General features: G+C 60.9%; 30 protein-coding genes and 1 riboswitch. Of the genes, 19 read left to right on the forward strand and 11 right to left on the reverse strand.

Annotated elements, in window-relative coordinates; all coding sequences use genetic code 11:
* Nucleotides 1-129: 129 nt before the first annotated feature.
* Nucleotides 130-345, reverse strand: a complete 216-nt coding sequence (locus QRN54_RS00005) for a BldC family transcriptional regulator (protein WP_003945782.1) — start codon at nt 343-345, stop codon at nt 130-132.
* A 111-nt stretch (nt 346-456) separates the two neighbouring features.
* On the opposite strand from QRN54_RS00005, the gene QRN54_RS00010 reads away from it, so the two are divergent.
* Entirely contained in the window at nt 457-864 is a 408-nt protein-coding gene (locus QRN54_RS00010; RefSeq protein ID WP_054800685.1) for a RidA family protein, read from the forward strand.
* A 22-nt stretch (nt 865-886) separates the two neighbouring features.
* On the opposite strand, the gene QRN54_RS00015 is transcribed toward QRN54_RS00010, so the two are convergent.
* The 5 genes from QRN54_RS00015 to QRN54_RS00035 all read right to left on the reverse strand — a co-directional run bounded on the left by QRN54_RS00015 (nt 887) and on the right by QRN54_RS00035 (nt 4,122).
* The gene (locus QRN54_RS00015) at nt 887-1,156 is read right to left on the reverse strand and encodes a DUF4235 domain-containing protein (protein WP_003945929.1); all 270 of its coding nucleotides are present in this window, start codon (nt 1,154-1,156) and stop codon (nt 887-889) included.
* A gap of 410 nt (nt 1,157-1,566) precedes the next feature.
* The gene (locus QRN54_RS00020) at nt 1,567-2,724 is read right to left on the reverse strand and encodes an AI-2E family transporter (protein ID WP_042453495.1); all 1,158 of its coding nucleotides are present in this window, start codon (nt 2,722-2,724) and stop codon (nt 1,567-1,569) included.
* A 64-nt stretch (nt 2,725-2,788) separates the two neighbouring features.
* Nucleotides 2,789-3,265 (reverse strand): hypothetical protein, encoded by a 477-nt coding sequence (locus QRN54_RS00025; RefSeq protein ID WP_003945539.1) that lies wholly within the window; start codon nt 3,263-3,265, stop codon nt 2,789-2,791.
* 135 nt (nt 3,266-3,400) lie between these two features.
* Nucleotides 3,401-3,556 (reverse strand): DUF6131 family protein, encoded by a 156-nt coding sequence (locus QRN54_RS00030; protein ID WP_003945564.1) that lies wholly within the window; start codon nt 3,554-3,556, stop codon nt 3,401-3,403.
* Between the two features lie 164 nt (nt 3,557-3,720).
* Nucleotides 3,721-4,122: a nuclear transport factor 2 family protein gene (locus QRN54_RS00035; protein WP_007734703.1), complete on the reverse strand. Its 402-nt coding sequence runs from the start codon at nt 4,120-4,122 to the stop codon at nt 3,721-3,723.
* A 101-nt stretch (nt 4,123-4,223) separates the two neighbouring features.
* Between QRN54_RS00035 and QRN54_RS00040 the strand changes: the two genes are divergently transcribed.
* Entirely contained in the window at nt 4,224-5,579 is a 1,356-nt protein-coding gene (locus tag QRN54_RS00040; protein WP_285181401.1) for a DUF1254 domain-containing protein, read from the forward strand.
* 50 nt (nt 5,580-5,629) lie between these two features.
* On the opposite strand, the gene QRN54_RS00045 is transcribed toward QRN54_RS00040, so the two are convergent.
* Both QRN54_RS00045 and QRN54_RS00050 read right to left on the reverse strand, forming a co-directional pair.
* Nucleotides 5,630-6,421, reverse strand: coding sequence for an SDR family NAD(P)-dependent oxidoreductase (locus QRN54_RS00045; protein WP_285181402.1), 792 nt, complete (start codon nt 6,419-6,421; stop codon nt 5,630-5,632).
* 165 nt (nt 6,422-6,586) lie between these two features.
* Entirely contained in the window at nt 6,587-6,745 is a 159-nt protein-coding gene (locus QRN54_RS00050) for a hypothetical protein (RefSeq protein ID WP_155419158.1), read from the reverse strand.
* A 156-nt stretch (nt 6,746-6,901) separates the two neighbouring features.
* Between QRN54_RS00050 and QRN54_RS00055 the strand changes: the two genes are divergently transcribed.
* The 7 genes from QRN54_RS00055 (at nt 6,902) to QRN54_RS00085 (ending at nt 13,840) form a co-directional block, all read left to right on the forward strand.
* Nucleotides 6,902-7,759, forward strand: a complete 858-nt coding sequence (locus QRN54_RS00055; protein ID WP_285181403.1) for a siderophore-interacting protein — start codon at nt 6,902-6,904, stop codon at nt 7,757-7,759.
* 41 nt (nt 7,760-7,800) lie between these two features.
* Nucleotides 7,801-7,981, forward strand: a riboswitch (cobalamin riboswitch).
* A 58-nt stretch (nt 7,982-8,039) separates the two neighbouring features.
* Nucleotides 8,040-9,053: an ABC transporter substrate-binding protein gene (locus QRN54_RS00060; protein ID WP_058228140.1), complete on the forward strand. Its 1,014-nt coding sequence runs from the start codon at nt 8,040-8,042 to the stop codon at nt 9,051-9,053.
* Nucleotides 9,054-9,806, forward strand: coding sequence for a class I SAM-dependent methyltransferase (locus tag QRN54_RS00065; RefSeq protein ID WP_064074085.1), 753 nt, complete (start codon nt 9,054-9,056; stop codon nt 9,804-9,806).
* A complete protein-coding gene (locus tag QRN54_RS00070) occupies nt 9,803-10,843 on the forward strand; it encodes a FecCD family ABC transporter permease (protein ID WP_285181404.1) in 1,041 nt (346 codons plus the stop codon). The genes QRN54_RS00065 and QRN54_RS00070 overlap by 4 nt, the downstream gene beginning before the upstream one ends.
* Complete coding sequence (locus QRN54_RS00075) at nt 10,840-11,613, forward strand: ABC transporter ATP-binding protein (RefSeq protein ID WP_285181405.1); 774 nt, start codon at nt 10,840-10,842, stop codon at nt 11,611-11,613. Before QRN54_RS00070 ends, QRN54_RS00075 begins: the two co-directional genes overlap by 4 nt.
* A gap of 25 nt (nt 11,614-11,638) precedes the next feature.
* Nucleotides 11,639-12,499, forward strand: coding sequence for a hypothetical protein (locus QRN54_RS00080; RefSeq protein ID WP_073513487.1), 861 nt, complete (start codon nt 11,639-11,641; stop codon nt 12,497-12,499).
* A 138-nt stretch (nt 12,500-12,637) separates the two neighbouring features.
* A complete protein-coding gene (locus QRN54_RS00085) occupies nt 12,638-13,840 on the forward strand; it encodes a CaiB/BaiF CoA transferase family protein (RefSeq protein WP_285181406.1) in 1,203 nt (400 codons plus the stop codon).
* Here the strand turns inward: QRN54_RS00085 and QRN54_RS00090 are convergent.
* Nucleotides 13,798-14,406: a TetR/AcrR family transcriptional regulator gene (locus QRN54_RS00090; RefSeq protein WP_007734687.1), complete on the reverse strand. Its 609-nt coding sequence runs from the start codon at nt 14,404-14,406 to the stop codon at nt 13,798-13,800. The two genes, QRN54_RS00085 and QRN54_RS00090, sit on opposite strands and share 43 nt — an antisense overlap.
* A gap of 115 nt (nt 14,407-14,521) precedes the next feature.
* Between QRN54_RS00090 and QRN54_RS00095 the strand changes: the two genes are divergently transcribed.
* From QRN54_RS00095 to QRN54_RS00120, 6 genes are all read left to right on the forward strand, one after another.
* The gene (locus QRN54_RS00095; RefSeq protein ID WP_285181407.1) at nt 14,522-16,078 is read left to right on the forward strand and encodes an acyl-CoA synthetase; all 1,557 of its coding nucleotides are present in this window, start codon (nt 14,522-14,524) and stop codon (nt 16,076-16,078) included.
* 12 nt (nt 16,079-16,090) lie between these two features.
* Nucleotides 16,091-17,275: an acyl-CoA dehydrogenase family protein gene (locus QRN54_RS00100; RefSeq protein WP_063314921.1), complete on the forward strand. Its 1,185-nt coding sequence runs from the start codon at nt 16,091-16,093 to the stop codon at nt 17,273-17,275.
* Nucleotides 17,276-17,334: 59 nt separating this feature from the next.
* Nucleotides 17,335-17,706, forward strand: coding sequence for a YidH family protein (locus QRN54_RS00105; RefSeq protein ID WP_007734681.1), 372 nt, complete (start codon nt 17,335-17,337; stop codon nt 17,704-17,706).
* Entirely contained in the window at nt 17,703-18,017 is a 315-nt protein-coding gene (locus tag QRN54_RS00110) for a DUF202 domain-containing protein (protein WP_007734680.1), read from the forward strand. The genes QRN54_RS00105 and QRN54_RS00110 overlap by 4 nt, the downstream gene beginning before the upstream one ends.
* Before the next feature lie 132 nt (nt 18,018-18,149).
* Complete coding sequence (locus tag QRN54_RS00115) at nt 18,150-19,475, forward strand: MFS transporter (protein ID WP_063314922.1); 1,326 nt, start codon at nt 18,150-18,152, stop codon at nt 19,473-19,475.
* Between the two features lie 74 nt (nt 19,476-19,549).
* Entirely contained in the window at nt 19,550-20,761 is a 1,212-nt protein-coding gene (locus tag QRN54_RS00120; RefSeq protein ID WP_063314923.1) for a serine hydrolase domain-containing protein, read from the forward strand.
* 15 nt (nt 20,762-20,776) lie between these two features.
* Here QRN54_RS00120 and QRN54_RS00125 read toward each other — a convergent pair whose 3' ends face one another.
* Entirely contained in the window at nt 20,777-22,153 is a 1,377-nt protein-coding gene (locus QRN54_RS00125; RefSeq protein WP_063314924.1) for a WS/DGAT/MGAT family O-acyltransferase, read from the reverse strand.
* A gap of 368 nt (nt 22,154-22,521) precedes the next feature.
* On the opposite strand from QRN54_RS00125, the gene QRN54_RS00130 reads away from it, so the two are divergent.
* From QRN54_RS00130 to QRN54_RS00140, 3 genes are all read left to right on the forward strand, one after another.
* On the forward strand, nt 22,522-23,394 hold the full coding sequence (locus QRN54_RS00130) for a hypothetical protein (RefSeq protein ID WP_007734676.1): 873 nt from the start codon (nt 22,522-22,524) through the stop codon (nt 23,392-23,394).
* Between the two features lie 72 nt (nt 23,395-23,466).
* A complete protein-coding gene (locus QRN54_RS00135) occupies nt 23,467-24,255 on the forward strand; it encodes a hypothetical protein (RefSeq protein ID WP_081557453.1) in 789 nt (262 codons plus the stop codon).
* A 49-nt stretch (nt 24,256-24,304) separates the two neighbouring features.
* Nucleotides 24,305-24,919 carry a hypothetical protein gene (locus QRN54_RS00140; protein WP_285181408.1) on the forward strand — a complete coding sequence of 205 codons (615 nt, stop codon included), beginning with the start codon at nt 24,305-24,307 and terminating at the stop codon, nt 24,917-24,919.
* A 125-nt stretch (nt 24,920-25,044) separates the two neighbouring features.
* On the opposite strand, the gene QRN54_RS33560 is transcribed toward QRN54_RS00140, so the two are convergent.
* Nucleotides 25,045-25,518: a MarR family winged helix-turn-helix transcriptional regulator gene (locus tag QRN54_RS33560; RefSeq protein WP_350318864.1), complete on the reverse strand. Its 474-nt coding sequence runs from the start codon at nt 25,516-25,518 to the stop codon at nt 25,045-25,047.
* Between the two features lie 47 nt (nt 25,519-25,565).
* Between QRN54_RS33560 and QRN54_RS00145 the strand changes: the two genes are divergently transcribed.
* Nucleotides 25,566-26,441 (forward strand): haloalkane dehalogenase, encoded by an 876-nt coding sequence (locus QRN54_RS00145; RefSeq protein ID WP_054827312.1) that lies wholly within the window; start codon nt 25,566-25,568, stop codon nt 26,439-26,441.
* Nucleotides 26,442-26,448: the final 7 nt, after the last annotated feature.

Genomic DNA, 26,448 nt, shown 5'->3' on the forward strand with positions numbered 1-26,448 from the left:
CTCTGCGGCGGCGGCGGACAAGGCGACGCACTCATCGTCCGCGTCCCCAAGGCGTAATTACTTCCTGCTCACCAGACAGGTCGCCGAGCCCTCATCATGCTCGGCGACCTGTCTGTTTCGTGCCGGAGGTTATTGGTGATCGAGCGTCGTCGAGCGGTTACGCAGCAACGTCTCGATCTCCGATCGCCGGTACCTCCGATGCCCGCCAAGCGTTCTCAGAGTGCCGACTTTGCCCTCCCTCGCCCATCTGGACACCGTGGTCCTGTCGACGTGGAACAGTGCTGCAACCTGTTTGGTCGTCAGCCACTCGTCGACAGGTGCTGTGTGCTCTTCTTCTCGGCTCATTGGCAGTCATTCGTAGCTGCCGACTGAAGGGATGGGTCCGACGATGAATTGGCAACCCCTGGCGTGCTGTGAAAGACTCGCTGCAAAACTTTACTATTCCTTGGGGAAATAATGTCGAAGTCGGTAACTCTGATCCGTTCCACGTCACTCTCTTCGGTGGCTGAATATGCCTATGCAGCAACGGCTCCCGCCGATGCACGGCTGATCTTCCTGGCCGGATCCTGCCCGTTGAACGAGGACGGCTCCACTGCCGCCATCGGTGACTACGCAGGACAGGCAGCCAAGGCCGTCGACAACTTGAGAACAGCTCTCTCGGACGCGGGCGCGTCCATCACCGACGTGATCAACACCCGCGTTCTGGTGGCGTCGAGCAAGCAAGCCGACCTGGTTGCGGCGTGGGAGGTAGTCCGCGACGCGTTCGGTGATCACGACGCCCCGAGCACTCTGATGGGTGTGACCGTTCTCGGTTACGACGATCAACTGGTCGAGATCGAGGCAATCGCGGCCGTCGTCGACTGAACTCGAACCGAACCGGGCGTTCCTACCGAGGATCTTCATGAGCAAGGGCCCGGTAGCCCTTTGCCCCCGCGCGATCCACTGCGGCTCGCACAACAGCGAAGATGGCTCCCTGCAGGGCTGCGGCGATCAGGACTTCCTTGCTCGACCTGCTCAAGTCTTTGGGCTCGGGCGCATTCTTGTCGTCACCGATGCGCTTCCACACCTGCTGGAAGACAGCGCCGGCCAAGATGCCGCCCAGGACGCTGGTCGCCAGTGAGAGTGGCTTGTACATCGCTTTCGATACTGCGCTCATTGCGCGGATCCTCCGTGGTTCGATACGTACCGCCTGAGCGGCTGACCGACTCTCACTACCCAGCAGGCGAGGTGTCGAAACATTGCACCGGCAAGGCACGAAGACGACTGTCGCACGTTGTGTTCCACGGGTTTGCCACTTCTCGAGCCGGGTAGGATCGTCTTAGCGAAAGAAGGTTGTGTAAGTCATGGAAAACTACAGAATCGAACTACCGGACGGTACAACGGTGATGGAAGATTTCGTCTCGGATCGCGCCGCAATCGCATACGCGGTCGATCTGAATCACGGTTGTAGCGAGAAAGTCTCGGTATTCCGTATCACCGCCGAGGGAGAAACCATCCCGACTCGGATGTGTCCCAAGCCGAATCCTGGTTCTCGGCGTCGCGCGCGAAGCGTCCGATAGAAGCCGGTCAAGAAGCGTCGAGGCGCGGAAAGAGCGTCTCCCTTGCAAGCAGCAGCAAGGCCGCAGCGACCGGAATCGCCAGCAACGCACCGACAATACCGAGCAACGCTCCACCCAACAGAACCGCGACAACGGTCACCAGTGCCGGGACCGCCACCGTCTTCCCGATGATCTTCGGAACGAGCAGGTAGTCCTCGAGCAGACGTAACGCAATGAAGAACGCAACTGTCGCCAATGCCGTTGGGACAGAGACTGTCAGGGAGACCAGGGCGACGACAACCCCTGCGATCGTGGAACCGACTATCGGGATCAGATCGAGCAGAGCGACCAGCAGCGCCAGGATCAACGGATACGGCACGTCGAAGATCAACAACCACGCGAAGGTGCACACTGCGGTGATCACGGAGATCAGAACATTGCCGAGGACGTACCCACCCACACCTGCCAGTATCTGATCACCGATGGCGATTGCTCGTGGCCGCCGCGAATGTGGCACCAGCCGATACAGATTCGTGCGGATTCGTGGGTAGTCGATCAAGAAGTACGTCGTCAGTACAGCAACGATTCCAGCGTCGGCGACTGCGCTGAACACCGCCCGCCCCGCTCCGAGCAAACCCGTCGCGAGCGCAGACCCCGAACCGTCCAGTTGGGTGGTGAGGTGCTCCTCGAGGTGATACTTCTCGTCGAGGTCGCTGACGATCGGATACCGGTCACGAATGTGTGTCAGAAGTTCGGGAGCGTGTGATGCGAACTGACGTCCCTGCTCGACCAGCGGGGTGATCGCAGCAACCAGAAACAGCGCCAACATCACTGCAATTCCGAGGAGTACCACAGTGACTGCGATCCAGCGTCGGAAATGTCTCCGCTCCAGCCAGACGATCATCGGTTCGATGCCCACCGCGAGAAACAGCGCGACCACGATCAGGATCAGCATGCCTCGCGCCGCCAGGAGCACTTCGATCACCGCGTACGTCACGGCAACACCGGCCGCCGCGCTCAGACCGATGAAGAACGGTGAACGACGATCGAATCTCGGCCCCGGTTCGCCCAGCGGCCGGACGGGAGTCGCCAATGCTGCGGCTTCACGTTCGGCTTCCGCCATCGGATCTGCCGCTTTGACTTCACTGTCGGAGTCCGGTGAGGTGTCCGCGGAACTGGGATCCATTCAAGCCACCTCACGATCCGCGCGACTTCCCGGCACGGGAGTGAGTACCCGTGCCGTGGCCGGATCAACCTCGAGGTTTCTCCGCTCCGCTTCGGGTCAGCGCGAGACCGGTTCCTACCACTCCGATGATCGACACAGCGATGGCGATGCTGGGCCAACCGTCGCTCTGCCAGTAGACGTCGTCGAGAGTGATCAGTAACGCAGCCTCGTCGACGATGAGCCCGAGTGCGATGCCCAACGCGATGCCCATCCATGTTCTTGCGCGAGGGCTTCGGTCTACGAGTCCGAAGATCGCCACCCCGGCCAACAGCAGAATTCCCCATAAATAGTGATGCAGATGAGTGCCACCGGCGCTGATGTCGCCGACGTCTCTGGTGTCGATCTGGATCAACCACGTCACCAGACGTGCTCCGCCGAACGTCAACGTGAAGGCCACCCACGCCAACACCAAACCGCGGCGCGATTCGTCAACCTGATTCCATCTGCGAGGGAATCTGAATCGCTCGGCAGATTTCTCTTCGTCATGGTCTCGAGAAAGCATCCTTCATGTTTACCCGATGCCGCTCAGATCGATAATTTGGGGTAGAGAGACCGAAAACCAGTTGGAGCACAAAAAGCGGTACCCGATCTCCGAAGAGATCGGGTACCGCCTTCTCAGCTACTCGCGCAGTATTGATCAATACCAGACTTTTCGTCCGCCCACTGCGCGCCCGGTAGCACCGAGGATGGACAAAACTGCACCTACGACGACCAAGATGATGCCGACGGTGGTCAGAATGCTCAACCCCGTGAAAAAGCCGATCAACGCCAGAATAATGCCGAGAACAATCATGTGAGAACCTCATCCGGTATGCGTATCAAAATGATCTACTCAACTGACGCTACTACAGAAACTTCACAATCGATAAATCCGATAAATACATTCATAAATGCGAAACTCGTATTACTACCCAATAGTGTCACCGTTAAAACATCAGCCTTTCTCTTATCTCTACGTCACAGTTCCACGTCCTCGATCTTCGCCTCGACCGCCGGCGTGATGTGGCTCAACACGCAGCACCAACGACCGTCTCGCCGCGCGAACACGTCGGTGGTCCACTCGTCGGCGTCGTATTGTCTGCCGCCGTAGTGCGCGGTATTGACGATCCGCGTGGTGAACAGTGCGACGTCACCGAAGAAACGCACGCGAGCGCTCCCGACGCGGTCCATCGCCGAATGAGTCAGGTCGCCCGAGGCCACGAAACCCAGGAACTCCGCTTTGGTCGACACTCCGGATTCCGAGACGATCACCCAGTCGTCTGCCATGAAATCGCCGATCCGTTCGGCGTCGTTCGAGCACATCGCGACGTTCCACTCGTCTGCGACAGCGACCAATGCCGCACTCTCCTGATCCGACATGTCTTCTCCCTCTACCGTCGTCACCCTCGGCGGGTGATGCCCCGACGGCAGGGTTCCCGCAGGGTGGACTTCGAACCGACGTGCACGACGAGAGGGCAGAGATGACAGACACCAGTCGCACCGAGCTTGCAGCTCAGGGGTATATCTACGGATTCCCCCTCGTTTTCAATCTCGACCAGGTCCATCGGTATGTTCACAACGGTGTCGGAGCGAACCCCGCCGCACCTTTCAACACCTTCAGCCACGCCCGCACACTGGCCGGGCCGGCAGACACTTTCGTCACGATCAACAACGACACCGTGTACTCCATGGCGCAGATCGACCTCTCTGTCGGCCCCGTTGCGCTGCACGTCCCCGATACCGATGGCCGTTACTACGTCCTCCAGTTCGTGGACGCCTGGACAAACAATTTCGCTTACGTCGGGCATCGGGCCACCGGCACGAAGAGCGGAGACTTCCTTCTCGTCCCACCCACCTGGACGGGAACCCCGGCGGACCAGACCACGGTGATCAGATTTCCCACGAACATTGCGTCGATCGTGGGCCGCTGGGCATGCGGTGGCGACGACGACCTCCCTGCGGTGCACGCCTTGCAGGACGCCACCACGCTGACCGTCGTCGACTCCACCGGAAACTCGGCGGGTCTCCCAGTGCCCGAACCCGGGGTAAGCCAGGACCTCCTGTTCCTCGAGAAACTCCGCATCTGGTCACAGGCGTTTCCGCCGGCCCCACGCGATCGAGAACTCCAGGATTCCTTCTCCCCGATCGGAATCGACGAGCCCGGGGCCTCTCCCTATAGCTCACACTCTGCCGCTTCACTCTCTGCCGACGAGGCAGCCGCGTTGGCTGACGGATTGACGATCGGTGAGAAGAACCTGCTCGAGGCCCTCACGAAAGGCTCCAGCCCCGAAGTCAACGGATGGAAGCTCACATTCCACGCCTTCGACTACAACCTCGACTACTTCGAGGTCGGCACAATCGACGATTCACAATTCAAGATCGCCGATCCCAAGTTGCGCATCGTCGAACGCGCCGCGGCTGCCAAGGGCGGGCTGTGGGGCAACCACCCTTACGAAGCGGCGTACATCATGACCTACGTCGACGATCAGGGCGAGCAGTTGAACGGAACCCACACCTACACAATAAGACTCGACCCCACTCCGCCGGTGAGCGCCTTCTGGTCGCTGACGATGTACTCGGTGCCGGACTTCTTCCTCGTGGCGAACCCCGTCGACCGATACTCGATCGGCGACCGCACTCCAGGAATCGTCCACGACGCCGACGGTGCGTTGACGATCACGATCAGCCACGAGGAGCCGAAAGACCCCACGGCGAAGGCAAACTGGCTGCCCGCACCGCGCGGGGATTTCCGACCGGTACTGAGAATGTACGAACCTTCGCCCGCCGTGCTCGATCAGTCCTACGTCGTCCCCGCCATCACTCGCTCGCGAGAATGACGGCTCGCGTCTGACGGCCTGCCTGTGCGGGCCGTCAGACGGACGCAGAATCAGGCGTGCGTGCCGCCGTCGATCCGGATCTCCGTGCCAGTGATGAAGGCACCATCGTCGGATGCCAACATCGCGATAACTCCCGCAACACTTTCCGGCCCGGCCATGGGGGCACCACCGGACTCCAGATCAGTGCTCAGAATCGGTGACAACTTGCCGAAGAGCGACCAGTCGGTGTCTTCCGGCAAGTACGACGCCGTAGTGTCGGTGATCCCGCTCTTCACACTGCCCGGAGCCACCGCGACGGCACGCAGACCCTGCTTGCCGTATTCGAGAGCCAGTGCGTGAGTGAAGGACTGGATTCCTCCCTTACTTGCGGCATACGCGGCCATGTACGGGTGCGCGAAGGCCGCGGAGGTGGAACTGAAATTCACCACGACTGCGTTGGCGGTGGCGAGGAGAGCCGGCAGTGCCTGGCGGGTGACGAGGAAAGTGCCCGTCAAATTCACGGAGAGCACCTGATTCCACAGGTCCAGCGAGGTCTCGTGGGTGTGCCCACCACGCAGTATCCCGGCGGCGTTGACCAGTACGTCCAATCCCCCGAGAGTCGAAATCGCCTGACCCACAACCTTGATGACGGAACTCTCGTCACCGATATCGACGACGACGGTGTCGAGGCGATCCTCCGTCGAAGCGTGTTCTGCCGATTTCCGGGTGTTCGCCAAACCCTGCTCGGAGATGTCTGCAGCGACCACGCGGCCACCTTCGGCGAGCAACCGCAGCGCGGTGGCCTGCCCGATTCCAGATCCTGCGCCGGTGACGAGAATACGACGACGTTCGAAACGATTCATTGCTGTGTACCTTTCACGAAACGAGTTGGCTGGCATTCCAGGCTCGGTGGCGCCGACACTCACAACTCACCCGCGAGAAACTTCAGGTACGGGAAATGCGCAGCACTGCAACAGGTGTGGCACTGCGAAATCTCGGCGAGGCAATGCTCGCCGAAGTGGCGAATGTCAGACGGATCCGGCCGGTGCGGCCAAGGCTCTTTCGATCCAGACAAGACCGGACGGGCGGCGGTCGATCGCCTTACGCCCACGTCGGAAAGTCGCTACGCCGAATCGGGCCGTGCGCAGTGCACGGCCGGAAGCGAGAGAACAGCGGCGTATGGACATCACAGGCACGGTAGCAGCGCCGGCACCACTCGCTCAACCGCGTCGTTTCGAGACCCGAATCATTCAGGTAATCAGATGTCACTTCTGGACAACTCGCTCGACTTAGGTAGCACTAACCTGGCGGCATCCCGAAAACCCGATCCAGGAGCACAGTCGATGACACATGCAGACGCCTCGCGCACAACAACTCCCCCGACGACCGTCCTACGGACCGCTGACCACAATCGCGGACTCAACGACGTTCTCGCGATCGTCGAAGCACTGGAGCGACCGAGCGATCACCTGCTGCGGATCACGGCTCGTTTGACGGAGTCGACCGACGATCCGACCTGGTCACGCCCGAATGTGACCGTACGCATGAATCTCGGGCCGGCCTTCGACGACGCTTCGCGCGTGTACACGGTGCGTTCCTACGATTCAGCGAGCGGATCGATCGTCGTCGATGTGGTCCTGCACGGACAGACCAGTCCGATGATGAGGTGGGCAGCAGCGTTGGCCGTCGGTGACACCTTCGGCCTCACCGGTCCGCGGCCACACTTCTTGATCCCTGATGTTCCTGGTCGACGTATCGCACTTTTTCTGGACGGCACCGCAATACCCGCGTTGCACTCGATCATCGAGCAGTTACCTACCGACGTCGCCGGAATCGGCTGGGTCACAACAGATGACGCGGTCGCCTTCGCCGAACTGCCCGCCCTCCCCGGCCTGGAACTTCACCGCGTCAGCGTCGATCTCACCGAGCCCGAAGGCCCGCTGTCAGTACGGGCGCGCGAGCTCACCGATCCCGAGAGCTACGTCGTGTGGGGCGCCGGTGAACGCAGTGAGATGCGCGCAATCCGGAAGCACTTTCGCTCGACCGTCGGACTCGACAAGGACGACGTCGCGATATTCGGATACTGGAAGCAGGGCGTCAGCAACACCGAAATCGACCTCCGTCGGCGCGAGAACTACGAGCGCATCCTCGCCGACGGCGGAACCCTCACCGACATCGACGACCTGGCCATCGAGATCTGATTGCCTCACACCAGCCGACCTGACCGGCAGTGCACTGCGGTGATAAGTTCCTCTGTGCCAGCGGACCTCCACACAGGGGGTCAGGGAATCCGGTGTGAATCCGGAACTGACGCGCAGCGGTGAGGGTGACCGCCCGGGCTTACGCCACTGGATGAGAATCTGGGAAGGCGCTCGGGTGGGGCGATCTCGAGTCCGAATACCGGCTGGCAGCAGGGGTCAACAGGCGCCTGTTCACACGGTAACGGGCTCCGCGAACGAGCCCCTGCGAGAACGAGATTCCATGCGTCTGTCCAGACTTCGCCTACCCGCCGCCGCCGTCGCTGCCCTGTTGAGCGCGTCGTTGGTTGCCTGCTCCTCCGACGACAGTGCTGCCCGACAATCCAACTCTTCCGAACAATCGCGCGTGACAGTCCAGAACTGTGGCCGAGACGTCACGGTGGAGCGACCGATCGAACGGGCAATCGCGGTAAATCAACCTGCAGCAGAGATGCTGTTCGCGCTGGGAGTGCAGGACCGGATGGCCGGGTACGCCATGAGCGATGACGATGTCCTCCCCGAACTGCGCGAGGCGCGTGGTCAGGTCCAGGCGTTCGACACCGAGTTCCCGTCATTCGAAAGTGTCCTCGAACGCGAACCGGACATGGTCTACACGACGTTCAACTACACGTTCACCTCGGAGGGCATCGCCGACCGGATCAAGTTCACCGACCTCGGTGTCGCGACATATCAGTCACCCAGCGAGTGCACCGGTCAGGATGCCGAGCAGAGCAAGGCCCTCACGCTCGACGACTTGTACGACGAAATCGACGACGTGGCAACACTGTTCGATGTCAAGGACAAAGGTGTCGAGCTCACCGAGAGTTTGAAGGATCGCGCGGCCACCGCCACGGCGGCACTGGGAGCTGAGAACGTGACGCTGGCGTGGTGGTATGCAGCCACGAAGACTCCGTACTTCGCCGGGTGCTGCGGTGCACCGGGAATCATGACCGACGCGGTGGGTGCGAAGAACGCCTTCGACGACAACAAGCAGTACTGGCCTGAAATCGGTTGGGAGAGTGTGCTCGATCGAGACCCGACCGTGCTGGTGCTCGCAGATCTCGACCGCGGTGGAGACGGCGACAGTGCCGCAGACAAGATCGCGTTCCTCGAATCGGACCCGGTCGCCAGCAAGCTCACCGCAGTGAAGAACAAGCGTTACATCATCCTCGAAGGAACGACGATGGATCCCTCGATCCGCAATGTCGGTGGCATCGAACAGCTCTCCGACGGGCTGCGCCAGTTGGGTGTGGTCTAGATGTCCGCGGAGATCTGTGAACTGGTGCGCCAGTGGGACGACCAGCAGGCGGCATACATCGCCGACCGTGAGAAGCGCTTCGACGTGATTCTCGACGTTCTCGAATTGCAGCACGCGCACACCCCGTTCACGGTTGTCGACCTGGCCTGCGGGCCGGGTTCACTGAGCGCCCGAATTCTCGAGAAGTTCGAGCATGCGAGCGTTGTGGGGATCGACTACGACCCGATGCTGCTGGAGCTCGCCCGCCAGTCGTCGACGCGTTTCGGTGACCGACTGCAGCTGATCGACGCAGACCTGGCGGGAGCCGATTGGCCGAATTCGGTGGCTGCGCCGGTTCAGGCGATAGTGTCGACAACCGCGCTGCACTGGTTGCAACCGCAGCAGCTCGTCGAGGTGTACCGGCAGTGCCGCGAACTGCTGAGTCCGGACGGAGTCCTGCTCAACGGTGATCACTTTCGTTTCGACAGCCGCTTCCCTGTCATCGGGCGATGGGCGAAGGCTCACGACGAGCAGACGCAACGCTCCGCCTTTGCTGCCGGTGCTCCCGAGTGGGAGAGCTGGTGGGAGGAGTTGCGGGCAACTCCCGGCATCGGACCAATGACCGACGAGCGAGAGCGCAGATTCGCCGGACGTGACGCCACTGCGCCCACGGCCGTCGACTTCCAGTTGGCGGCGCTCGCGCAAGCAGGTTTTCGGGAGTCAGGGACGGTCTGGCAGCTGTTCGACGACTACGTGGTCTACGGCGTGAGATGACCACAAGAGTTCGGCTGCGTGACAACCCGACGACCGTCACCCTGCTGTGGATGATCGGTGTTGTCACACTGGCCGGATCGGCTGCCGTGGCAATCACGTTGGGGCCGGCCGGTCTGTCGGTCGGTGAGGTGGCTTCGATCGTCGTCGGCCATCTCGGCGGTACCGCGGCGGACGTCACCCCTATTCGTGACGGCATCGTCTGGGACCTCCGTCTGCCGCGTACCCTGCTCGCCGCGCTCTGCGGTGCCGGTCTCGGGTTGTGCGGTGCGATCATGCAGTCGCTGCTTCGCAATCCGCTGGCCGATCCGTTTGTCCTCGGTATCTCGTCCGGCGCCTCGACCGGTGCCGTACTGATCGTGATCCTCGGAGTCGGGTCGGGAGTGATCGGCTTGTCGAGCGGCGCCTTCATCGGCGCGGTGATCTCCTTCGCCCTTGTGTTGCTGCTCGCCCATGCGGCCGGCGGCACGCCGGATCGGGTGATCCTGGCCGGTGTCGCCGCGACCCAACTGTTCTCCGCGCTCACCTCGTTCATCGTCATCACCTCGGCCGATCCCGAGCAGACCCGCGGCGTGATGTTCTGGCTCCTGGGCTCACTCGGCGGCGCCGACTGGCTCGACGTCGCACTCTGCGCTGCGGTGGTCGCAGTCGGCCTCGCGGTCTGTCTGACTCACTCCCGCGCACTCGACGCCTTTGCCTTCGGCGAGGACGCGGCGTCGTCGCTGGGGGTGAACGTGTGGCGGGTGCGTGTGACCCTGTTGTTGGCAACAGCCTTGATGACCGCGGTGATCGTGAGCGTCGCAGGTGCCATCGGCTTCGTGGGCCTGGTCCTCCCGCACGCGGCGCGGGCTCTCGTCGGTTCGAACCACCGCCGACTCCTGCCCGCGTCCGCACTGATCGGCTCCATCTTCCTTGTCTGGGTCGACGCTGCGGCACGCACAGCCATTGCGCCGCAGGAACTCCCGGCCGGTGTGGTGACCGCGCTGGTCGGTGTGCCTGCGTTTGCCGTCATCCTCTGGAGACGGAAGGCCAGGCCATGACACTCAAAGCTACCGGCGTCAGTTGGCGGGTCGGCGGGGCGCTCATAGTCGACGACCTCGACGTCTCGCCTACAACCGGAAGTACGGTGGGGCTTCTCGGCCCCAACGGTTCGGGGAAATCGACGCTGCTGAAACTGCTTGCCGGGCACAATCGTCCGACATCCGGTGTCGTGACCCTGGACCGAACCCCGTTGTCCGGCTGGAAACGCCGCGACGTCGCGCGTCGGATCGCGACCGTTGATCAGCACAGCAACACCGAGATCGATCTGACGGTCGCGGAGGTAGTCGAACTCGGACGCACACCGCACCGCGGACTGTGGGGTGGGCAGTCGGATTCCGATCGCGACGCCGTCCGGGCAGCGATCGAACACACCGATCTCGCCGGCATGCTGGACCGGTCGTGGCACACCCTGTCCGGCGGGGAGCGCCAACGCGTCCAGATCGCGCGCGCCCTCGCTCAGGAACCTCATGAGTTGCTACTCGACGAGCCGACCAATCACCTGGACATCAACCATCAACTCGAATTGCTCGCGCTCGTGCGACGCCTCCCCACCACCACGATCATGGCATTGCACGATCTGAATCTGGCCGCCATGTTCTGCGATTCGATAGTGATGCTGAACCGGGGATCCATCGTTGCCCACGGAAGCCCGACCGAGGTCCTGACCGCTGACCTGATAGCCGAGGTCTACCAGGTCGACGCCGAGGTTCGCCTGGACGGTCCCGGCGGAGTACCTACCGTGCGATACCTTCCGCCTTGCCACATGTAACCGTTCCGAGTGCCAATATGGATACGTGACCCTCGATGATGTCGCCAACGAACTGTACGGGCTCGACCCCGGCGAGTTCGTCGAGGCGCGTACACATCATGTGAAGGCCGCCCGGGAGGACAACGACCGCACATTGGCCGCGGAAATCGGCAAACTTCGGAAGCCGACCACCGTGGGGTGGTTGGTCAATCTCATCTCGCGCGATGCACCAGAGGATCTGGATGCACTTCTCGCGCTTGGCGAATCGCTACGCGACGCTCAACGCCATCTCTCGGGCCCGGACTTGCGACGGCTGACGACACAGAGGCAGCAGGTGGTGCGGAGTCTCGCCCACAAATCCGGTGAGATCGCCGCTTCACGGGGAAAAAGCGTCGGCGAGGATTCGTTGCGCGATGTCGCCCAGACTCTCAATGCCGCCCTGGCCGATGAGGAGACTGCCGCGCAGGTTCGACTCGGACGGGTCGTGACCGCTGCGACTTACAGCGGTTTCGGACCCGCCGGGCTCGCCGCGGTGAATGAGAAATCACCGCAGCACGCCGCGATTGAAGAGCCGACGACTCCGAAGTCGAAAACTCCGGAACTGAAGGCCGAACAAGCCAGAGCAAAAGCAGAATTGAAGGAAGCCACGGCGCAGGCCGACGAGATCCGCCGCCGGGTGAAGTCCGAGACCGCCGAACTCCAGGAAGCCAGAACGACGCTCTCCGACGTCGAACGGCGCGTTGAAGAACTGCGCACCGAACTCGAGCACGCTGAGCAGCAACGGCAGTTCGCACGGAACGCCGAGAAGACCAGTGACGCTGCGGTTCGAGAATCCGAGAAGGAACTCCGTGTTGCTGAGCGTCGCGTCGACAAAGCAGAACAAAACCTCGCCGCAATCAATTCGTAGACATCCTGTTCATTAATCGATAGTCTGCCAATTATCGATCAGGTTGATCATCCTGGGATCCAGCAGTTACGAACAATGCCGTGCCGATGAGGGTTTGGCGTTATCGGCTACTGCCTCGACAGTCTTCGGAGTGTGAACATGGACAGCGACAACACGTCGGAATGGAGTTTCTTACACGGCAAGCGCGTTCTCGACCTCTCTCGCCTTCTGCCCGGCCCGTTTGCGACGACGCTGCTCGCAGATCTGGGCGCCGACGTGGTCAAGGTCGAGAACCCGAAGCGACCTGATCCCACGCGGGCAGCTGGTGAACGGATGGCTTCGTTGAACAGGAACAAGCGATCGATCGCGCTCGATCTCCGTCTCGAATCCGATCGCGAGACGTTCCTTCGACTAGTCGAGACTGCAGATGCAGTGGTCGAGGGGTTCCGGCCACAGGTACTGGCAGGCATGGGACTCGGCTACGACGTACTTCGAAAAGCCAACCCACGCATCGTATTATGTTCGATCACCGGTTACGGGCAGTCCGGACCCTATGCCGACAAGCCGGGGCACGAATTGAACTTCCTCGGCCTTTCCGGCTTTTTCGCAGTTCCCGGGTGCACCGACGGAGTCGTCACCCGCCCTGGTATCCGGGCCGGTGATCTGGTGGGTTCGATGTACGCAGCACTGTCCATCTCGGTTGCTCTCGCCAGCGTGGACAAGCACGGACGCGGACAACACATAGACATTTCCCTCGCCGAGGCTGCAACCGCGTGGTGCGCGCCTTTCGCGCTCATGATCCGCGATATCGAGAACCCTACCGATTCACCGACCGTCCAGGGAGACAACGACATTTTCGAGACGTCCGACGGTTGCTTGCTTTCACTTGCCACTTTCGAAGACAGGTTCTGGATCGAGTTCCGCACAGCATTCAGCGCTGAGTTTCCGACACTGAACACACTGCGCTACGACGATCGATGGACCCGAACACAGCACAAGGCTGAGTTGCGGGAACTCCTGGTCACCACCTTCGGTACGCACACATACGAGTGGTGGGAAAGATCGTTGACTGCGATCAATGCGCCGTGGGCGCCGGTGTTCACCGACGCCGGACAGCTGATGAGCGATCCCCATGTCGTCGCTCGAAACCTGTTCAGCGAGGTCGCGACCGAAAACGGAGAAAGCTGGCCCCAGATGAGATTCCCGGCGCAATTCAGCTTGGGACTGAACAGTTTTCGACTTCCGACTCCGTACGTGGGCGAGCACACCGAGTCGGTTCTCGACGAAGCCGCCGCGGCAACGGCGAGACGTGACAGCGGCTATTCGGATTTCAATTCGCCGTCGAAACCCGAAGACCAGTAGCGTCCCCGCAACGAAAGTTCGAGCAGCATCTCGGTGACTTCTTCCGGCGTCAGCGGTGGCGGGTCGGACTCGAGCCACCACTGCATGACCGCGATCTGTTCACCCACCCATGCCCGCGAGAGTACTTCGATGTCGATTCGCGGAGTAACCCCGAGCGCTTCTGCCCGTGCGGAAAATATCCGCACAGCGGCGACGCTGCGGTCTTCGACGAACTTTCGCAGCGCCTTGCCATCCCCCTCACCACGCAGGATCACACGGTAGACGTCACGTTCCTCAGCGGCATGCCTGAACATCTCGAGCACAGGCTTGCCGGTGAATCCGATCGAAGAGGCGGGAATGAGTGGACCGAGCCGCTCTTGCAGGTCATCGGCCAGATCGGACACGACTTGACCGAGCAAATCGTCTTTGTCGGTGTAGTGACTGTAGAACGTCGCCCGACCCAAATCTGCACGGTCCGTGATGTCTTCGACGGTGATCCCGGCATATCCCCGTTCCAGAACGAGCGAGACCAAGGCATCCCGCAGCAATCGTCGGGTACGCCGGACACGTCTGTCTTCTGGAGGCATTGGGTTCCCTTCCTTCGCACTGTTGTACGAAGCATAGTTCAACATTGACAGGACGATCGAATATAGACAGACTGTCCATTAACATTCGTGATGTCGATTTTCTCTGGAGATGTCCATGAACCTCGGTACTTATCTCGCCCGAAGCGCCAGCTACTACCCCGATCTCGAAGCCCTTGTCTGCGGCGAAGGCCGGTGGACCTACAGCGAGCTCGATACGGCCGCAAACCGTCTCGCGTCCGCTCTCGCAGTGACCGGGACACGGCCCGGACACATGATCGGAACCTTTGCCGGAAACTGCGGGGAACTCGTAGTGACCGAAATGGCCTTGTACAAGGGAGGATTCGTCAGGGTGCCGATCAACGCACGACTGGGCGCCGACGAACTCGGGCATATCCTCGCCGACGCCGATGTGCGTGTCCTCTTCGTCGACCCCGCCCATGCCGAGATGGCACTGAAGGTCGTCGCCGACGCAGGGCTGAACTGCAGGGTGATCGACTACAGCACTTCGACTCCCGGCGCGGACAGTTATCACGAACTGACGACAAGGGGCAGCGAAGACAACGTCGAGGTGGACGTCGACATTGCCGCCCCGGCTGTCCTCAACTACACATCCGGGTCCACCGGCAAGCTCAAGGCTGCGGTCCAGAGTCACGGCAACCGCTTGGCGAACATGCGCAAGCGACTGATGAGCCCCGAAGGCGCGCCGACTGTTGGTGATCGCTACCTCGCCCCCGGCCCGATCACACACGCTTCCGGCATGGTGATGCTCGGAATGTTCGCCAGGGGCGCCGCAGTGGTGATCCTGCCGGCATGGGACACGAGGACGTTCCTGCAGACCATCGAACGTGAGCGGATCACCACCACCATGGTGGTCCCGACGATGCTCAACTTGCTGATGGACCATCCGTCGGTTACCGACGTCGACCTGAGCTCTCTGCGCTGCATCGGCGTAGGCGCAGCGCCGGTTTCTCCACAACGGTTGCGCGACGCGGTAAAGGTGTTCGGTCCCATCGTCATTCAGGGATACGGGCTCGGCGAAACGACCAGCGTCGTCACTGTCTTGACCGCTGAAGACGTGGTGCGCGGTATCGAATCCGACCCTGAGCTTCTTCTCTCGTGCGGCCGGCCGGCATACGACACCGATGTTCGCGTGGTCGACGACAACGGCGTACAGGTCCCGGCCGGCACGATCGGCGAGATCGTAGCCAGTGGTCCGGACTGTGTCCGCGAATACTTCCACGAACCCGAGCTGTCGGCTGAGACGTTCAGGAACGGCTGGGTCCACACGGGCGATGTCGGCTATTTCCGCGAAGACGGCTACCTGTTCATCGTCGACCGCAAGAAGGACATGATCATCTCGGGCGGATTCAACATCTACTGCAGCGAGGTGGAGGCCGCTTTGTACGAACATCCTGCCGTTTCCGAAGTCTGCGTAGTGGGAGTTCCCGATCCGAAGTGGGGCGAAGCAGTCAAGGCTGTTGTCGTGACCAGAGATGGAACTGACACCACCGCAATGGAATTGATCGCGCACTGCTCGACGCGTCTGGCAAGCATGAAGAAGCCACGTTCGGTCGACTTCGCAGATTCGTTGCCTGTCAACCGAAACGGCAAGATCGATCGCCGCGCGATTCGCGCGACCTACTGGACCACCGCTGACCGTCACGTCAACTGACAGGAAATAGACATGTCATTCGCTCTCACCCCTACCTACGAAGACAATCCAAGACTTCAATCGCTCGTCGAGCGTCTACGCGACTATCTCGACGGCGAACTAGCCGAGTACGAAGCCGAATTGGGTCTCACTCAAGAATCCCACTACATCCGTGAGACGCTCGAGCCAGTGTGGAGACGCAGCCGCGAACTCGGCTTCTACGGAATACACCTCCCCACTGAACTCGGCGGCCAGAACCTCACCTATACCGAACTCGCCGCACTCAAAGAAGAGGTCGGTGCATCGCCGCGGGTCCTCGCGACGTCCGTGCTCGGAGACATGGGTGGCCCACTCCGCGCGGGATCGATCTTTCAATACGCCACCGAGCACCAGTTGGAAAAGTACTTGATTCCGGTGCTGCGAGGAGAGAAGGCGTGCTGCTTTTCTCTCACCGAGAACGACGCAGGTTCCGATGTTCGCGGCATGCTCACCACAGCTACCCCGGACGGTGCCGGATGGCGCCTCAACGGCCACAAGGTGTTCTCGTCCGCGGGCCCCTTCGCCGACTTTTCGGTACTGATCGCAAAGATGGCATCCGACGGCGACGGACCGGATTCGTACTCGGCCTTCCTGGTCGACTTGGATTCTCCTGGCTGCACAGTGGCGGACGGTGACGTCCCGATGTCCGGTCAGCACATCGAAGCGGACATCATCCTCGACGGCTGCTACGTGGGGCCGGAACAGCTTCTCGGAAATGTGGGCGAAGGCTTGAGAATTGGACTCGGTCGAGTCACAGTCAACCGGTTGTTGCACTGCCCCACCGTCCTCGGCGGAGCCCGCCGAGCACTGGAATTGTCGTTGGAGTACAGCAAGACTCGCCAGGTGCAGGGCGCTCCTCTTGCGATGTTGCAGTCCATCCAACACAAACTCGCCGACATGGCGACCGACTACTACGCTGCGCGCTCGATGACCTACGACGCACTCGCCACACTCGATGCCGGTGGGAGTCCGCGTACCGAAGCATTTATGTGCAAGCTGTTCGTTGCCGAGAAGGCCTTCACCATCGCCGACCACGCAGTTCAGATTCACGGAAAAGCCGGGGTCATCCGTGGTTCGGAGGTCGAATCACTGTTCCAGCGGTTGAGGATGTTCCGAATCCTGACCGGCTCCTCCGAGATTCAGAAGAACGGAATCGCGCGTCAATTACTCACCACCTGAAGATCATTCAAGGACAGTCGTATCCAATTTCGCGCCCGCCAGGTCGTCATACGCTCGACGTGACGGCCTGGCGGGCACTCGACATTTCGGAGGCAATCACCGTGATCGATCACGAACCGGACTACAGATTCAGTCTTGCGAACGAACGAACATTTCTGGCTTGGATACGAACTGCGTTGGGGTTGTTGGCAGGCGGCGTCGCAGTAGGTCAGTTCTACGTATCCGAAAACGACGACAATATGTACAAAATGCTCGGAGTCGTGTGCACCGTCGTGGCGTCGGCTGTAGCGCTCGGCGCGCTCAGACACTGGAAGGCCGTCCAAACCGCGATGAGGCGTGATCTTCCCTTACCCACGTCACCGATGATCGCGCTTCTCGTCGGCGGGGTGTGTGTCGTTGCGGGTCTCGGCGTAGGGATGACCGTGTTGTGACGAAAAACGAGCCGCCCGGACTGCAACCCGAGCGAACCGTCCTCGCCTGGCGACGAACTGCCCTCTCCTCTGTGACTGTGTCAGTGATCACCGGTCGCGAAATCGCTTTGCATCCGTCCGTTCTACGAATCGCAGTGTTCGCCACGCTCATCATTACGACTGCCGGAGTCATCGTGGGCACGACAATCCGTCATCGTCGACTCAGTCTGGACGACAAGGATTCTCGAGAAATACCGTTCATTGTCATGGCGACTTTGGCCGTAGGCGTCACGGTTGCGGGACTCGGCACCTGCACTGTCATCCAACTTTGAACAAAGAGATAGACAGTATGTCTATTTATGTATATTGTCTCCATTAATGCTCACTGTGACTCAGTGCACAGTCGACCGCCGAGCGCTGCCCACCGCGCCCAAGCAATCATCGGCATTTTTCGAGAGGGAACAATGACCACAGAACTTGCGGCACCTACTCAGTTTCCACGCAGTCGGCGAGGTAAGAACCTCGCACTCCTGACCGGCTCCACGGCAATGGACAACGCCGAAAGCAGCGTGACGTCCGTGCTCTTCCCTCTCATGCGCGAGGCCATGGGATTGTCATCGGCGGCGCTCGGCACGATCGTTGCAGTGGCCAAGGCCGTCGGGGTCTTCACGGCAATCCCCTGGGCGTTCCTTGCCCGACGATATTCTCGTAAGTCGGTACTTGCCATCTGTTCAGGGTTCTGGGGTGTCTGGGTAATCCTGGCCGGATTGTCCGGCAGTTTCACTCAGTTTCTCGTCCTCTATGCGATCGGCGCCGCAGGTTTCGCCGGCGCCGGCTCGATTGCATTGTCCATCCTCGGAGATCTGTACGAGGACGCCCGGAGGGGCCGCGCAACGGGATTGGTATACGGCGGCGTCGCCGTCATCACCGGCGCGACCGCCCCGATATTCGGGCTTTTGTCTCGCTTCGAAGATGGATGGCGCTACGGATACATCATCACCGGTGCAATCTGCATCGCCATCGGTGTGCTTATCATGCTTTTCCTCGACGATCCTGAATCCGCCGATGCGCCCGCACAGACGACCACCGACGATTTCGGCTCCAAAGCAAGATTCTGGCGCGAAGGGATACGAGAGCTACTCGCTATCAAGACATTCCGATACTTACTCGTACAACGCGCATTCTCGGGCCAGAACGTCATCATGAGCTTCAGCATCGTATTTCTCGTCGAGGAGCACGGATTCACGACCGCAACTGCTTCGATCATCGCACCGCCCTTCGCAATCGGGTACCTGCTCGGCACGTTCGTCGGCGGACGAGTCAACGACGCCGTACACGTCAAACGACCCCGAAACGGCCGCATCATCATGCTTCAGGCCAGCCAACTCGGATTCGCGGCCGCAGCACTGATCGCTACGCAGATTTCCTGGAACAGCATCGGCGTCTACGCGGTCTTGTTCGGGATCGTCGGCGTCCTTCAAGGTCAGGTCCCAGTGGTCAATCGGCCGATTATCATGGCCGTAGTTCGTCCGGAACTGCGAGCCCTGGCCTTTGCCGTCTCCGTCTCGACAGTCGAAGCGCTGGCCTACGCCGGATACGCTGTCTTGGTCGGAACCCTCGGCGACAGAATCGGATTGCAAGGCGCGCTCTTCATCGTCACCGTAGTGCTGACCACCGTCAACGGGGTCGCTTCAGGCGCACTGTATCGCCCCTACGCCCGCGACAGTGCGGCCCTACTCTCCGGGCCATCCGCCAACCCCCTACATGAACAGAATGCGCTTCGGCACTAGGCAATTCAGTTCATCAACTACGAACGCGGCAATCAACACTCCAACTCGGCAATCAAGACGGAAGTAGACCTCAGATGGCACAAAACATCGCAACGGATGACATCCCCTGGGCGCGCGGATTCACCGACCCGGCCGACGTGCGCCAACAAGCCACAACCATACGAGAGATGGTTGCGACTCGCCGTGTGTGGCGCGGCGACGGACCCAAATGGACCCTCCCGACCGACTACACGGATCTGTCCGGTGTCACGTTGAACCTCCCGGATCAGCCGAAGCAGACGGTGTCCGAGTTCCTCGCGGGTGCGCACAGTGACGGTATCGCAGTGCTACATCGGGGACGCATCGTGTACGAGAGTTACTTGCACGGTTGCAAACCGCACGAACCGCACCTCAATGCATCGATGGCGAAATCCTACGTCGGTTTGATGGCTGCACTGGTCGAAGCACAAGGATTGTTCGACCGCGACGATCGGGCGTCGAAATTCATTCCCGAGTTGGCGGGAACTGCGTTCGGAGACAATCGGATTCAGGACCTTCTTCACATGGGCACTGATGTAACGTACGGCGGTCGGCCGTTCCATCGCACCATCGAAGCCAGCCGTTTCTGGGCCGTAGTCGCCCCGAAGCTGCGCCCCATGAATTACCGCGGCCCGGAGACCATTCTCGAGCACCTCGCCACGGCACGTACTGCGGGCCCGACCGGCGTCGAATTCCGCTACGAGAACGGCAATGTCGAGACTGTCGGAGAAATACTGCGCCGCGTGACCGGAACTTCACTCGCCGAACTACTCAGTGAGCTGGTCTGGTCAAGAATCGGAGCCGAAGAAGATGCGTTCTACATAGTCGACTCCGCTGGAACGGAAATGGCGGCGGGCGGATTCAGTGCGACCCTTCGAGACGTGGCCAGATTGGGTGAGATGATTCGTTGTGACGGTGCCGTCGAGGATCGTCAGGTGATCCCACCGCACATCGCGCGATCGATGACCGCGGGAGTGCCCGCAGGCTATCCTTCGGAGGTCAGAAGCCCGCGTGCCCCTGTCGATTCCCCCGCGACGATGAGCTACCACGACTACTGGTGGATCCTCAATGATCCGTTCGGATCGTTCATGGCAAGCGGAATCCATGGCCAGAGGCTCTTGATCTCACGCGACCTGGAGTTTGTGGTCGCGCATTTCGGAGCCCACATCCTTTCGCCTGCAATCGACACCCCGAACTTCGTACCCGCGTTCCTTCAGATCGGCACTCACTTGGTATCGAACGCTCGCGGAGCGGTCCCCGTCAGCTGAGGTTTCCTCACGCATTCAACCTGCGGCGGCTTCGAGCTCACTCAAGGATTCCTCGAGATGGCCGAGGAGCCGCTGCAAGTGCGGAACATTGCGGCGGCAGCCGACGAGCCCGAACTGCATGGTGTCCGCGTAGCCGATGACGGTGATGTTCATCGCCTGCCCGTCCAACGGAATCGATGCCGGGTAACAGCTCTCGAGCTTCGCGCCATTCCAATAGCGCGTCGTTGTCGGGCCGGGGACGTTGGAGATCACCAGATTGAAGACTGGACGCCCAGTGATCAGTCGGGATGAACCAGGGATCAGCGGCAGCCCGAGACCCGCGACGTTCAATGCACTGAGCGCCGTGATCTGCAGGGGCGTCAGGCCCGACATCAGAGACTTGGCGCTACTCATCGAGTCGTGAACTCTCTGAAGTCGGGCCGCCGGATCTGCCAATTCGGTTGCCAGATCACACAACACCGCACCTACGGCATTGCCGGAAGCCTCACCCTCTTCACCTTTGCGAAGGGATACCGGCACCATCGCGATCAACGGTTTGTCCGGCAACTCGTCCAGTTCGATCAGGTATCGCCGTAGCGCACCCGCGCACATTGCCAACACCGCATCGTTGAGCGTCACGTCTGCAACGCAGCTGACCTTGCGCAGGCGCTCGATCGGCCACGACTGCGCGGCGACACGCCTCGCTCCGGTGATCGGGACGTTGAAGATAGATTTCGGGGCAGCAAACGGCAACGGTGCGACGTGGTCCTTCACTGCCGAGGCAGCGGCGTTCACTATCGCAGGGCCGACCCCGACCACATCTTGCACGGTCTCGATCACGGAGCCCACCCGCCTCTGCAGGTCCAGCCCGCGACCGGCACGAACCCGCCCCGAAGAAGGTCGCTGCGCCCACGGAGGCATCGATTCTCGATCGAGCGGGTCCGACGAGAGGCTGCGGTACCACGCCTGAACAGCAGACACACCATCCATGAGCGCGTGGTGCGTCTTCATGTACACGGCAACTCGGCCGTCGGCGAGACCTTCGATCACGTACGCCTCCCACAGCGGCCGATGCCGATCGAGCAGCGTGCCGTGGAGCATGGAGGTCAGCTCGAGCAACTCGCGGACTCGCCCCGGCTTGGGCAGCGCGAGCAACCGGACGTGATATTCGAGATCGACGTCCTCGTCCTCCGTCCAACGCACCGGCGCGAAGTTCGACAAGAACTGCACCGGCTTGCGGCGAAAGAGTGGGCGAATCGAGTCGACGTCGGTGAGCGAACGGTAGAGCGATCTTGCGAATTCGCCGTCGTCCCCTTCCGGCGGAACGAAAAGCGACAGGCCACCGACGTGCATGGGATGCTCCCGTGACTCCATCAGAAGGAACATCGAGTCGAGCGGCAGCATCAGCGTCATGGCGATCCGTTCTCTCGGGCGGCTGCCCGGAGTACCGATCAGCCGCTGTTCGACAAAGTTACTCGCCCTGACTTCCCTCATTGGCGACTCCGACAAAACATTGCCACCTCGATTTCGACAGGAGTCCGATATTCCCGTCGACGAACGCCTTTCGGGTCGAAGCACCTCACAGCGATTCGCGGGTGAATGACGAGACACAGAGCACTGCAACAAATTTCAATCCTCACAGCCACAAGTAGTAGCGGAGGCGATCGCAGTAATACTTTTGTCGGAATTGTTTCAAATTGTCTGTACATCCAAGTCACACGTGACTACCGTCACTCATCATCACAATCCCGACTGGTCGGTTGTACCCAAAGGAGAAATACATGTCCCGACGTTCGACGTCGCGTGGGCTTTTCGGCGCACTCGCCACCGCAACTGTGTTCGCCACCGCCGCTGCGGTGGGAAGCTTGTCAGCAAGCATTGCAGGAGCCGCCCCGGCAGCGGAGATCCCCTTCGGCGGTTGGGATTCATGTCCGATCGACAATCCCGAGACCAGCACCTGTATGGACGTCACGGTCACCGGCGGAAACATGAAGATCGGCAAGCTTTCCGTCAGCATTCCCGCCGGGGCGATGCGCATCGCGGGCGGAGTTGCATACCGGGAGAATCCAGAGGCTGAATTCGGATTCGACCAAGTATTCATCCCGCCGAACGACAACAGTCGGGGGATCTACGCCAAACCCATCGACATCCCCGGGGGCGCACTCGGAATCGACCTGCCATTCAACAATCTCTTCGGACTGAACAAGGCTTCGGCCACCGTAGAGTCGACGTCTGCACTCCCCACCGTGGATGCATTTCAGCTTGGTGTGAAGCTACCCGTCAAATTGAAGATCGCGAACCCTCTCCTCGGCGGCAAATGCTACCTGGGCTCGGACAACAACCCCGTCCAACTCAACTTGGATGTGACCGAATACGGTGTCCTCGAAGAGGTTCCAGGTTTCCCGGATACTGCCGTCGTTCGAAACACCGGGCACACCGGACAGCCCTTCGCGGTCCCGACAGCTTCCGGGTGTGGCCCGTTCGGCGTTCTGAATCCAATCGTCAACTGGCGCGCCGGGCTTCCCTCGTCCACCACGTCCAACTCCCTCGCCACGACGAGTGACGTCTACAACATCGGTGCCGACAGCCTCAGGCCCCAGCCGGCAGGCTCACCCGAACCCGCTGCCGTCGTTGCCGAACGTAGTGCCAACTAGCAATCCAACTCACTCCCAGCCGAAGCCGTCAGCACCGAAAGATTTCTCACTTCGAACGGAGCTCACTTGTCCATGCGCACAATACGATTCAGAGCCGCGCTCGCCGTCGTCGCAGCGGGAGTCCTCGCTCTCGGGGCGGTGTCAACCGCGACGGCGGCCCCGCTGCCCAATGCGCCGTTCGGGGGCTGGGGAAAATGCCCGATAGCCAATCCGGAGACAAGCACCTGTGTCGACGTCGTCGTCAAAGGCGGCGAAATGAACATCAACGGGCTCAAAGTACCGATTCCTTCCGGCTCGTTGAATATCGCCGGCGGTGTCGCCTATCGCGAGAACCCCGACGCAGAATTCGGGTTCGACCAGATCTTCATTCCTCCCACTGACGGCACCAAAGGCGTCTATTCCAGCCCCATCGAGGTACCAGGAGGAATCTTCGGGCTCGGTATACCGTTCCCCGGCGGCTTGACCACCATCAAGGCAACAGTCGAACCGGTCGCGTTGCCAACAGTCGACGCATTCCAACTCGGTGTCACACTTCCGGCAAGATTGAAGATCTCCAACCCCTTGCTGGGCGGCAACTGCTATCTGGGTTCTGCGAGCAACCCGATCATGTTCAAACTCGGAGTGTCCGAGAATGGTGTCCTGGAGGAAGTTCCAGGATTTCCGGATACCGCCGCCGTCAGAAACGTGACGCACGCCGACCAGACGTTCGCGGTACCGGGCGCATCTGGATGTGGACTGTTCGGCGCATTGAATTGGGCAGTCAATCTTCGCGCCAACGTTCCGTCTTCGAGTGGTCACAACTCGTTGACCACCACAAGCGATGTGTTCAACATCGGCGCCGACAGCCTGCGGACGCAGTAGAGCAAGCACCGGCGACTCACGAAGTATCACCGACAACAAGGAGATATCGATGACCCATGCAGTTCGCCGCACCACCATCGTCACAGCTGCCGCCGCAGCCGCGATTGCAGTCGCAGCCGGCACCGCTCTGGCTTCGACCGTCGTCACTCCAGCGGGTCAAACCGTGACTGCTTCGAGCAGCAATCTCAGTATCAAGACAGGAACGATCACACTTACCTGCTCCAGTACGACGGGCTCCGGGACCATCCCATCCGCGCCGGGTAATTCCAACACCGGCACCGGCGGAGTCAACGTCAATATCGGCACCCCCAGCCTGACCGGGTGCAAGGCTAACGGCCTACCCGCTGTGGTCACCACCTCCGGCTCGTGGCTATTGAACGTCTCGGCAGACACCGGATCGGCTCAGGGATCCCTGGTCATTCCTGCAGGAGGCGCAGTCGTAACGATGCCCGGATCCACGTGCACAGTCACCGTCGGGGCCAGCACTGTCGGACCGCTGCCATTCGATATTCCCAACCAGCGCGTCGTGGCAAGCAACACCGGCACCGTGAACTACACACGCACCGGCACCGGACCCGTCTGCCCCGCCGCAGCCACTGGGACGGCAACAATGTCGGGCACACTGCAGTTCGCATCGGCCACACCGATCAACGTGACACCGTGACGATCGACAGCTAGACAATAGGGCTCGTTGGGGGATCGACGCTTCCGTCGCTCCCCCAACGAACGTCCTGTGGACCGGGTCCGCACACGATCGCCTTCGGTTGCGCCACGAAGCGGACCGGCGCATTATCCATCTCCTGCTTCGGTGGCGTCGAGTAACGCGTCAAGGGCGCGGTGGAGCTCGGCGAGTTCCCGCCCTCCGGTTTTCGTCAGCACTTCCGTATTCTTTGCATCCAATTGGCGGACAATGTCTTTAGCGAGCTCTATGACTCGTTTGCCCTCGTCACTGAGATCGAGGCGAACGGCTCGCGCATCGCGACTATCGCGTTCACTGACAACAAACCCGCTCTTCTCCAACGCTCGCACGAGCTTGGATATGTAGATTCGCTGCAATCCTGTGTGCGCTGAGAGTTCTCGCTGACTCGGCCTCTCCCCCGCACTCACCAGACCATGCAGAGACGCGAGCACTGAATACTGGGCGTGAGTCAACCCCAGGTGCGCGATCGCTCGGTCAACCCCCGCCCGCCAGCGCAAGCCAAGGTGCCACACCAGCGACCCTGTCGTCCATGTTTCTCGATCTTGCATACAAATAGAATACATGGCTACTATCTCAATTAGAGTATATGGAAACTATTTGAGGAGTCGCAATGCCCACAATTCCCGTGCTCGACTCGACCATGGCCTACCGCTCGCGCGGTGAAGGACCACCCTTCGTACTCATCCACGGAAACCCCACATCCTCGCACTTGTGGCGAAACATCCTGCCGCAGATAGGAAATCTGGGCCGTGCACTTGCCCCTGACCTCATCGGAATGGGGCGGTCAGGCAAACCGCCAATCAACTACGGCTTCCTCGACACCGCCCGCTACCTCGACGCCTGGTTCGACCAGATGGAACTCGACGACGTCGTACTCGTCGGACACGACTGGGGCGGGGCACTTGCACTGGACTGGGCTGCCCGCCACCCCGATCGCGTCCGAGGTGTGGCCTTCTTCGAAACGATCCTTCGTCCGATGACCTGGGACGAACACTTCCCGGGAGAGGCACGGGCACGGGTGGAAGCTCTGAGGGACTCCGACACAGGAGAGACGAAGGTACTCGACGAGAACTTCTTTCTCGAAATAGCGCTTCACAGAACGGTTCTCGGTGAAATGACCGAAACCGATGCCGAGGCCTATCGCTCCCCTTATCCGTCACGAGAGAGTCGCCGACCCCTTCTCGAGTGGCCACGATCCTTCCCCATCGAAGGAACTCCCGGTGACGTGAATGCACGTGTGGCGGCGTACAGCGATTGGCTCGCAGAAAGCACCGACGTACCCAAACTTCTTCTCACCTTCAGCGGCCCCGCAGAACTTCTCATGATCGGACCTGACGAAGTCACGTGGAGCCGATCGAATATCGCAAATCTCGAGGTGGAACAGTGCGGTCCCGCAGGACATCTCGCCCCCGAGGATCAGCCTGCGGCCATCGCGGCGGCGATCACCGAATGGACACAGCGGCAACACTGTTTCAACCGCGAGTGACGTGGGA

It is taken from the genome of Rhodococcus sp. MEB032 (assembly GCF_030208925.1).
GTDB classification, from domain to species: Bacteria; Actinomycetota; Actinomycetes; order Mycobacteriales; family Mycobacteriaceae; genus Rhodococcus_F; species Rhodococcus_F qingshengii.

What these genes read in the sequence shown, in the direction of transcription:
- QRN54_RS00115 (WP_063314922.1), top strand. Translation starts at nt 18,150, where the DNA reads ATGACCACAGAACTTGCGGCACCTACTCAGTTTCCACGCAGTCGGCGA.
- QRN54_RS00085 (WP_285181406.1), top strand. Translation starts at nt 12,638, where the DNA reads ATGGACAGCGACAACACGTCGGAATGGAGTTTCTTACACGGCAAGCGC.
- QRN54_RS00140 (WP_285181408.1), top strand. Translation starts at nt 24,305, where the DNA reads ATGACCCATGCAGTTCGCCGCACCACCATCGTCACAGCTGCCGCCGCA.
- QRN54_RS00005 (WP_003945782.1), bottom strand. Translation starts at nt 345, where the DNA reads ATGAGCCGAGAAGAAGAGCACACAGCACCTGTCGACGAGTGGCTGACG.
- QRN54_RS00050 (WP_155419158.1), bottom strand. Translation starts at nt 6,745, where the DNA reads ATGTCCATACGCCGCTGTTCTCTCGCTTCCGGCCGTGCACTGCGCACG.
- QRN54_RS00025 (WP_003945539.1), bottom strand. Translation starts at nt 3,265, where the DNA reads ATGCTTTCTCGAGACCATGACGAAGAGAAATCTGCCGAGCGATTCAGA.
- QRN54_RS00065 (WP_064074085.1), top strand. Translation starts at nt 9,054, where the DNA reads ATGTCCGCGGAGATCTGTGAACTGGTGCGCCAGTGGGACGACCAGCAG.
- QRN54_RS00010 (WP_054800685.1), top strand. Translation starts at nt 457, where the DNA reads ATGTCGAAGTCGGTAACTCTGATCCGTTCCACGTCACTCTCTTCGGTG.
- QRN54_RS00075 (WP_285181405.1), top strand. Translation starts at nt 10,840, where the DNA reads ATGACACTCAAAGCTACCGGCGTCAGTTGGCGGGTCGGCGGGGCGCTC.
- QRN54_RS00135 (WP_081557453.1), top strand. Translation starts at nt 23,467, where the DNA reads ATGCGCACAATACGATTCAGAGCCGCGCTCGCCGTCGTCGCAGCGGGA.
- QRN54_RS00095 (WP_285181407.1), top strand. Translation starts at nt 14,522, where the DNA reads ATGAACCTCGGTACTTATCTCGCCCGAAGCGCCAGCTACTACCCCGAT.
- QRN54_RS00100 (WP_063314921.1), top strand. Translation starts at nt 16,091, where the DNA reads ATGTCATTCGCTCTCACCCCTACCTACGAAGACAATCCAAGACTTCAA.
- QRN54_RS00060 (WP_058228140.1), top strand. Translation starts at nt 8,040, where the DNA reads ATGCGTCTGTCCAGACTTCGCCTACCCGCCGCCGCCGTCGCTGCCCTG.
- QRN54_RS00090 (WP_007734687.1), bottom strand. Translation starts at nt 14,406, where the DNA reads ATGCCTCCAGAAGACAGACGTGTCCGGCGTACCCGACGATTGCTGCGG.
- QRN54_RS00145 (WP_054827312.1), top strand. Translation starts at nt 25,566, where the DNA reads ATGCCCACAATTCCCGTGCTCGACTCGACCATGGCCTACCGCTCGCGC.
- QRN54_RS00130 (WP_007734676.1), top strand. Translation starts at nt 22,522, where the DNA reads ATGTCCCGACGTTCGACGTCGCGTGGGCTTTTCGGCGCACTCGCCACC.
- QRN54_RS00125 (WP_063314924.1), bottom strand. Translation starts at nt 22,153, where the DNA reads ATGACGCTGATGCTGCCGCTCGACTCGATGTTCCTTCTGATGGAGTCA.
- QRN54_RS00035 (WP_007734703.1), bottom strand. Translation starts at nt 4,122, where the DNA reads ATGTCGGATCAGGAGAGTGCGGCATTGGTCGCTGTCGCAGACGAGTGG.
- QRN54_RS00045 (WP_285181402.1), bottom strand. Translation starts at nt 6,421, where the DNA reads ATGAATCGTTTCGAACGTCGTCGTATTCTCGTCACCGGCGCAGGATCT.
- QRN54_RS00070 (WP_285181404.1), top strand. Translation starts at nt 9,803, where the DNA reads ATGACCACAAGAGTTCGGCTGCGTGACAACCCGACGACCGTCACCCTG.
- QRN54_RS33560 (WP_350318864.1), bottom strand. Translation starts at nt 25,518, where the DNA reads ATGTATTCTATTTGTATGCAAGATCGAGAAACATGGACGACAGGGTCG.
- QRN54_RS00030 (WP_003945564.1), bottom strand. Translation starts at nt 3,556, where the DNA reads ATGATTGTTCTCGGCATTATTCTGGCGTTGATCGGCTTTTTCACGGGG.
- QRN54_RS00055 (WP_285181403.1), top strand. Translation starts at nt 6,902, where the DNA reads ATGACACATGCAGACGCCTCGCGCACAACAACTCCCCCGACGACCGTC.
- QRN54_RS00015 (WP_003945929.1), bottom strand. Translation starts at nt 1,156, where the DNA reads ATGAGCGCAGTATCGAAAGCGATGTACAAGCCACTCTCACTGGCGACC.
- QRN54_RS00040 (WP_285181401.1), top strand. Translation starts at nt 4,224, where the DNA reads ATGACAGACACCAGTCGCACCGAGCTTGCAGCTCAGGGGTATATCTAC.
- QRN54_RS00020 (WP_042453495.1), bottom strand. Translation starts at nt 2,724, where the DNA reads ATGGATCCCAGTTCCGCGGACACCTCACCGGACTCCGACAGTGAAGTC.
- QRN54_RS00120 (WP_063314923.1), top strand. Translation starts at nt 19,550, where the DNA reads ATGGCACAAAACATCGCAACGGATGACATCCCCTGGGCGCGCGGATTC.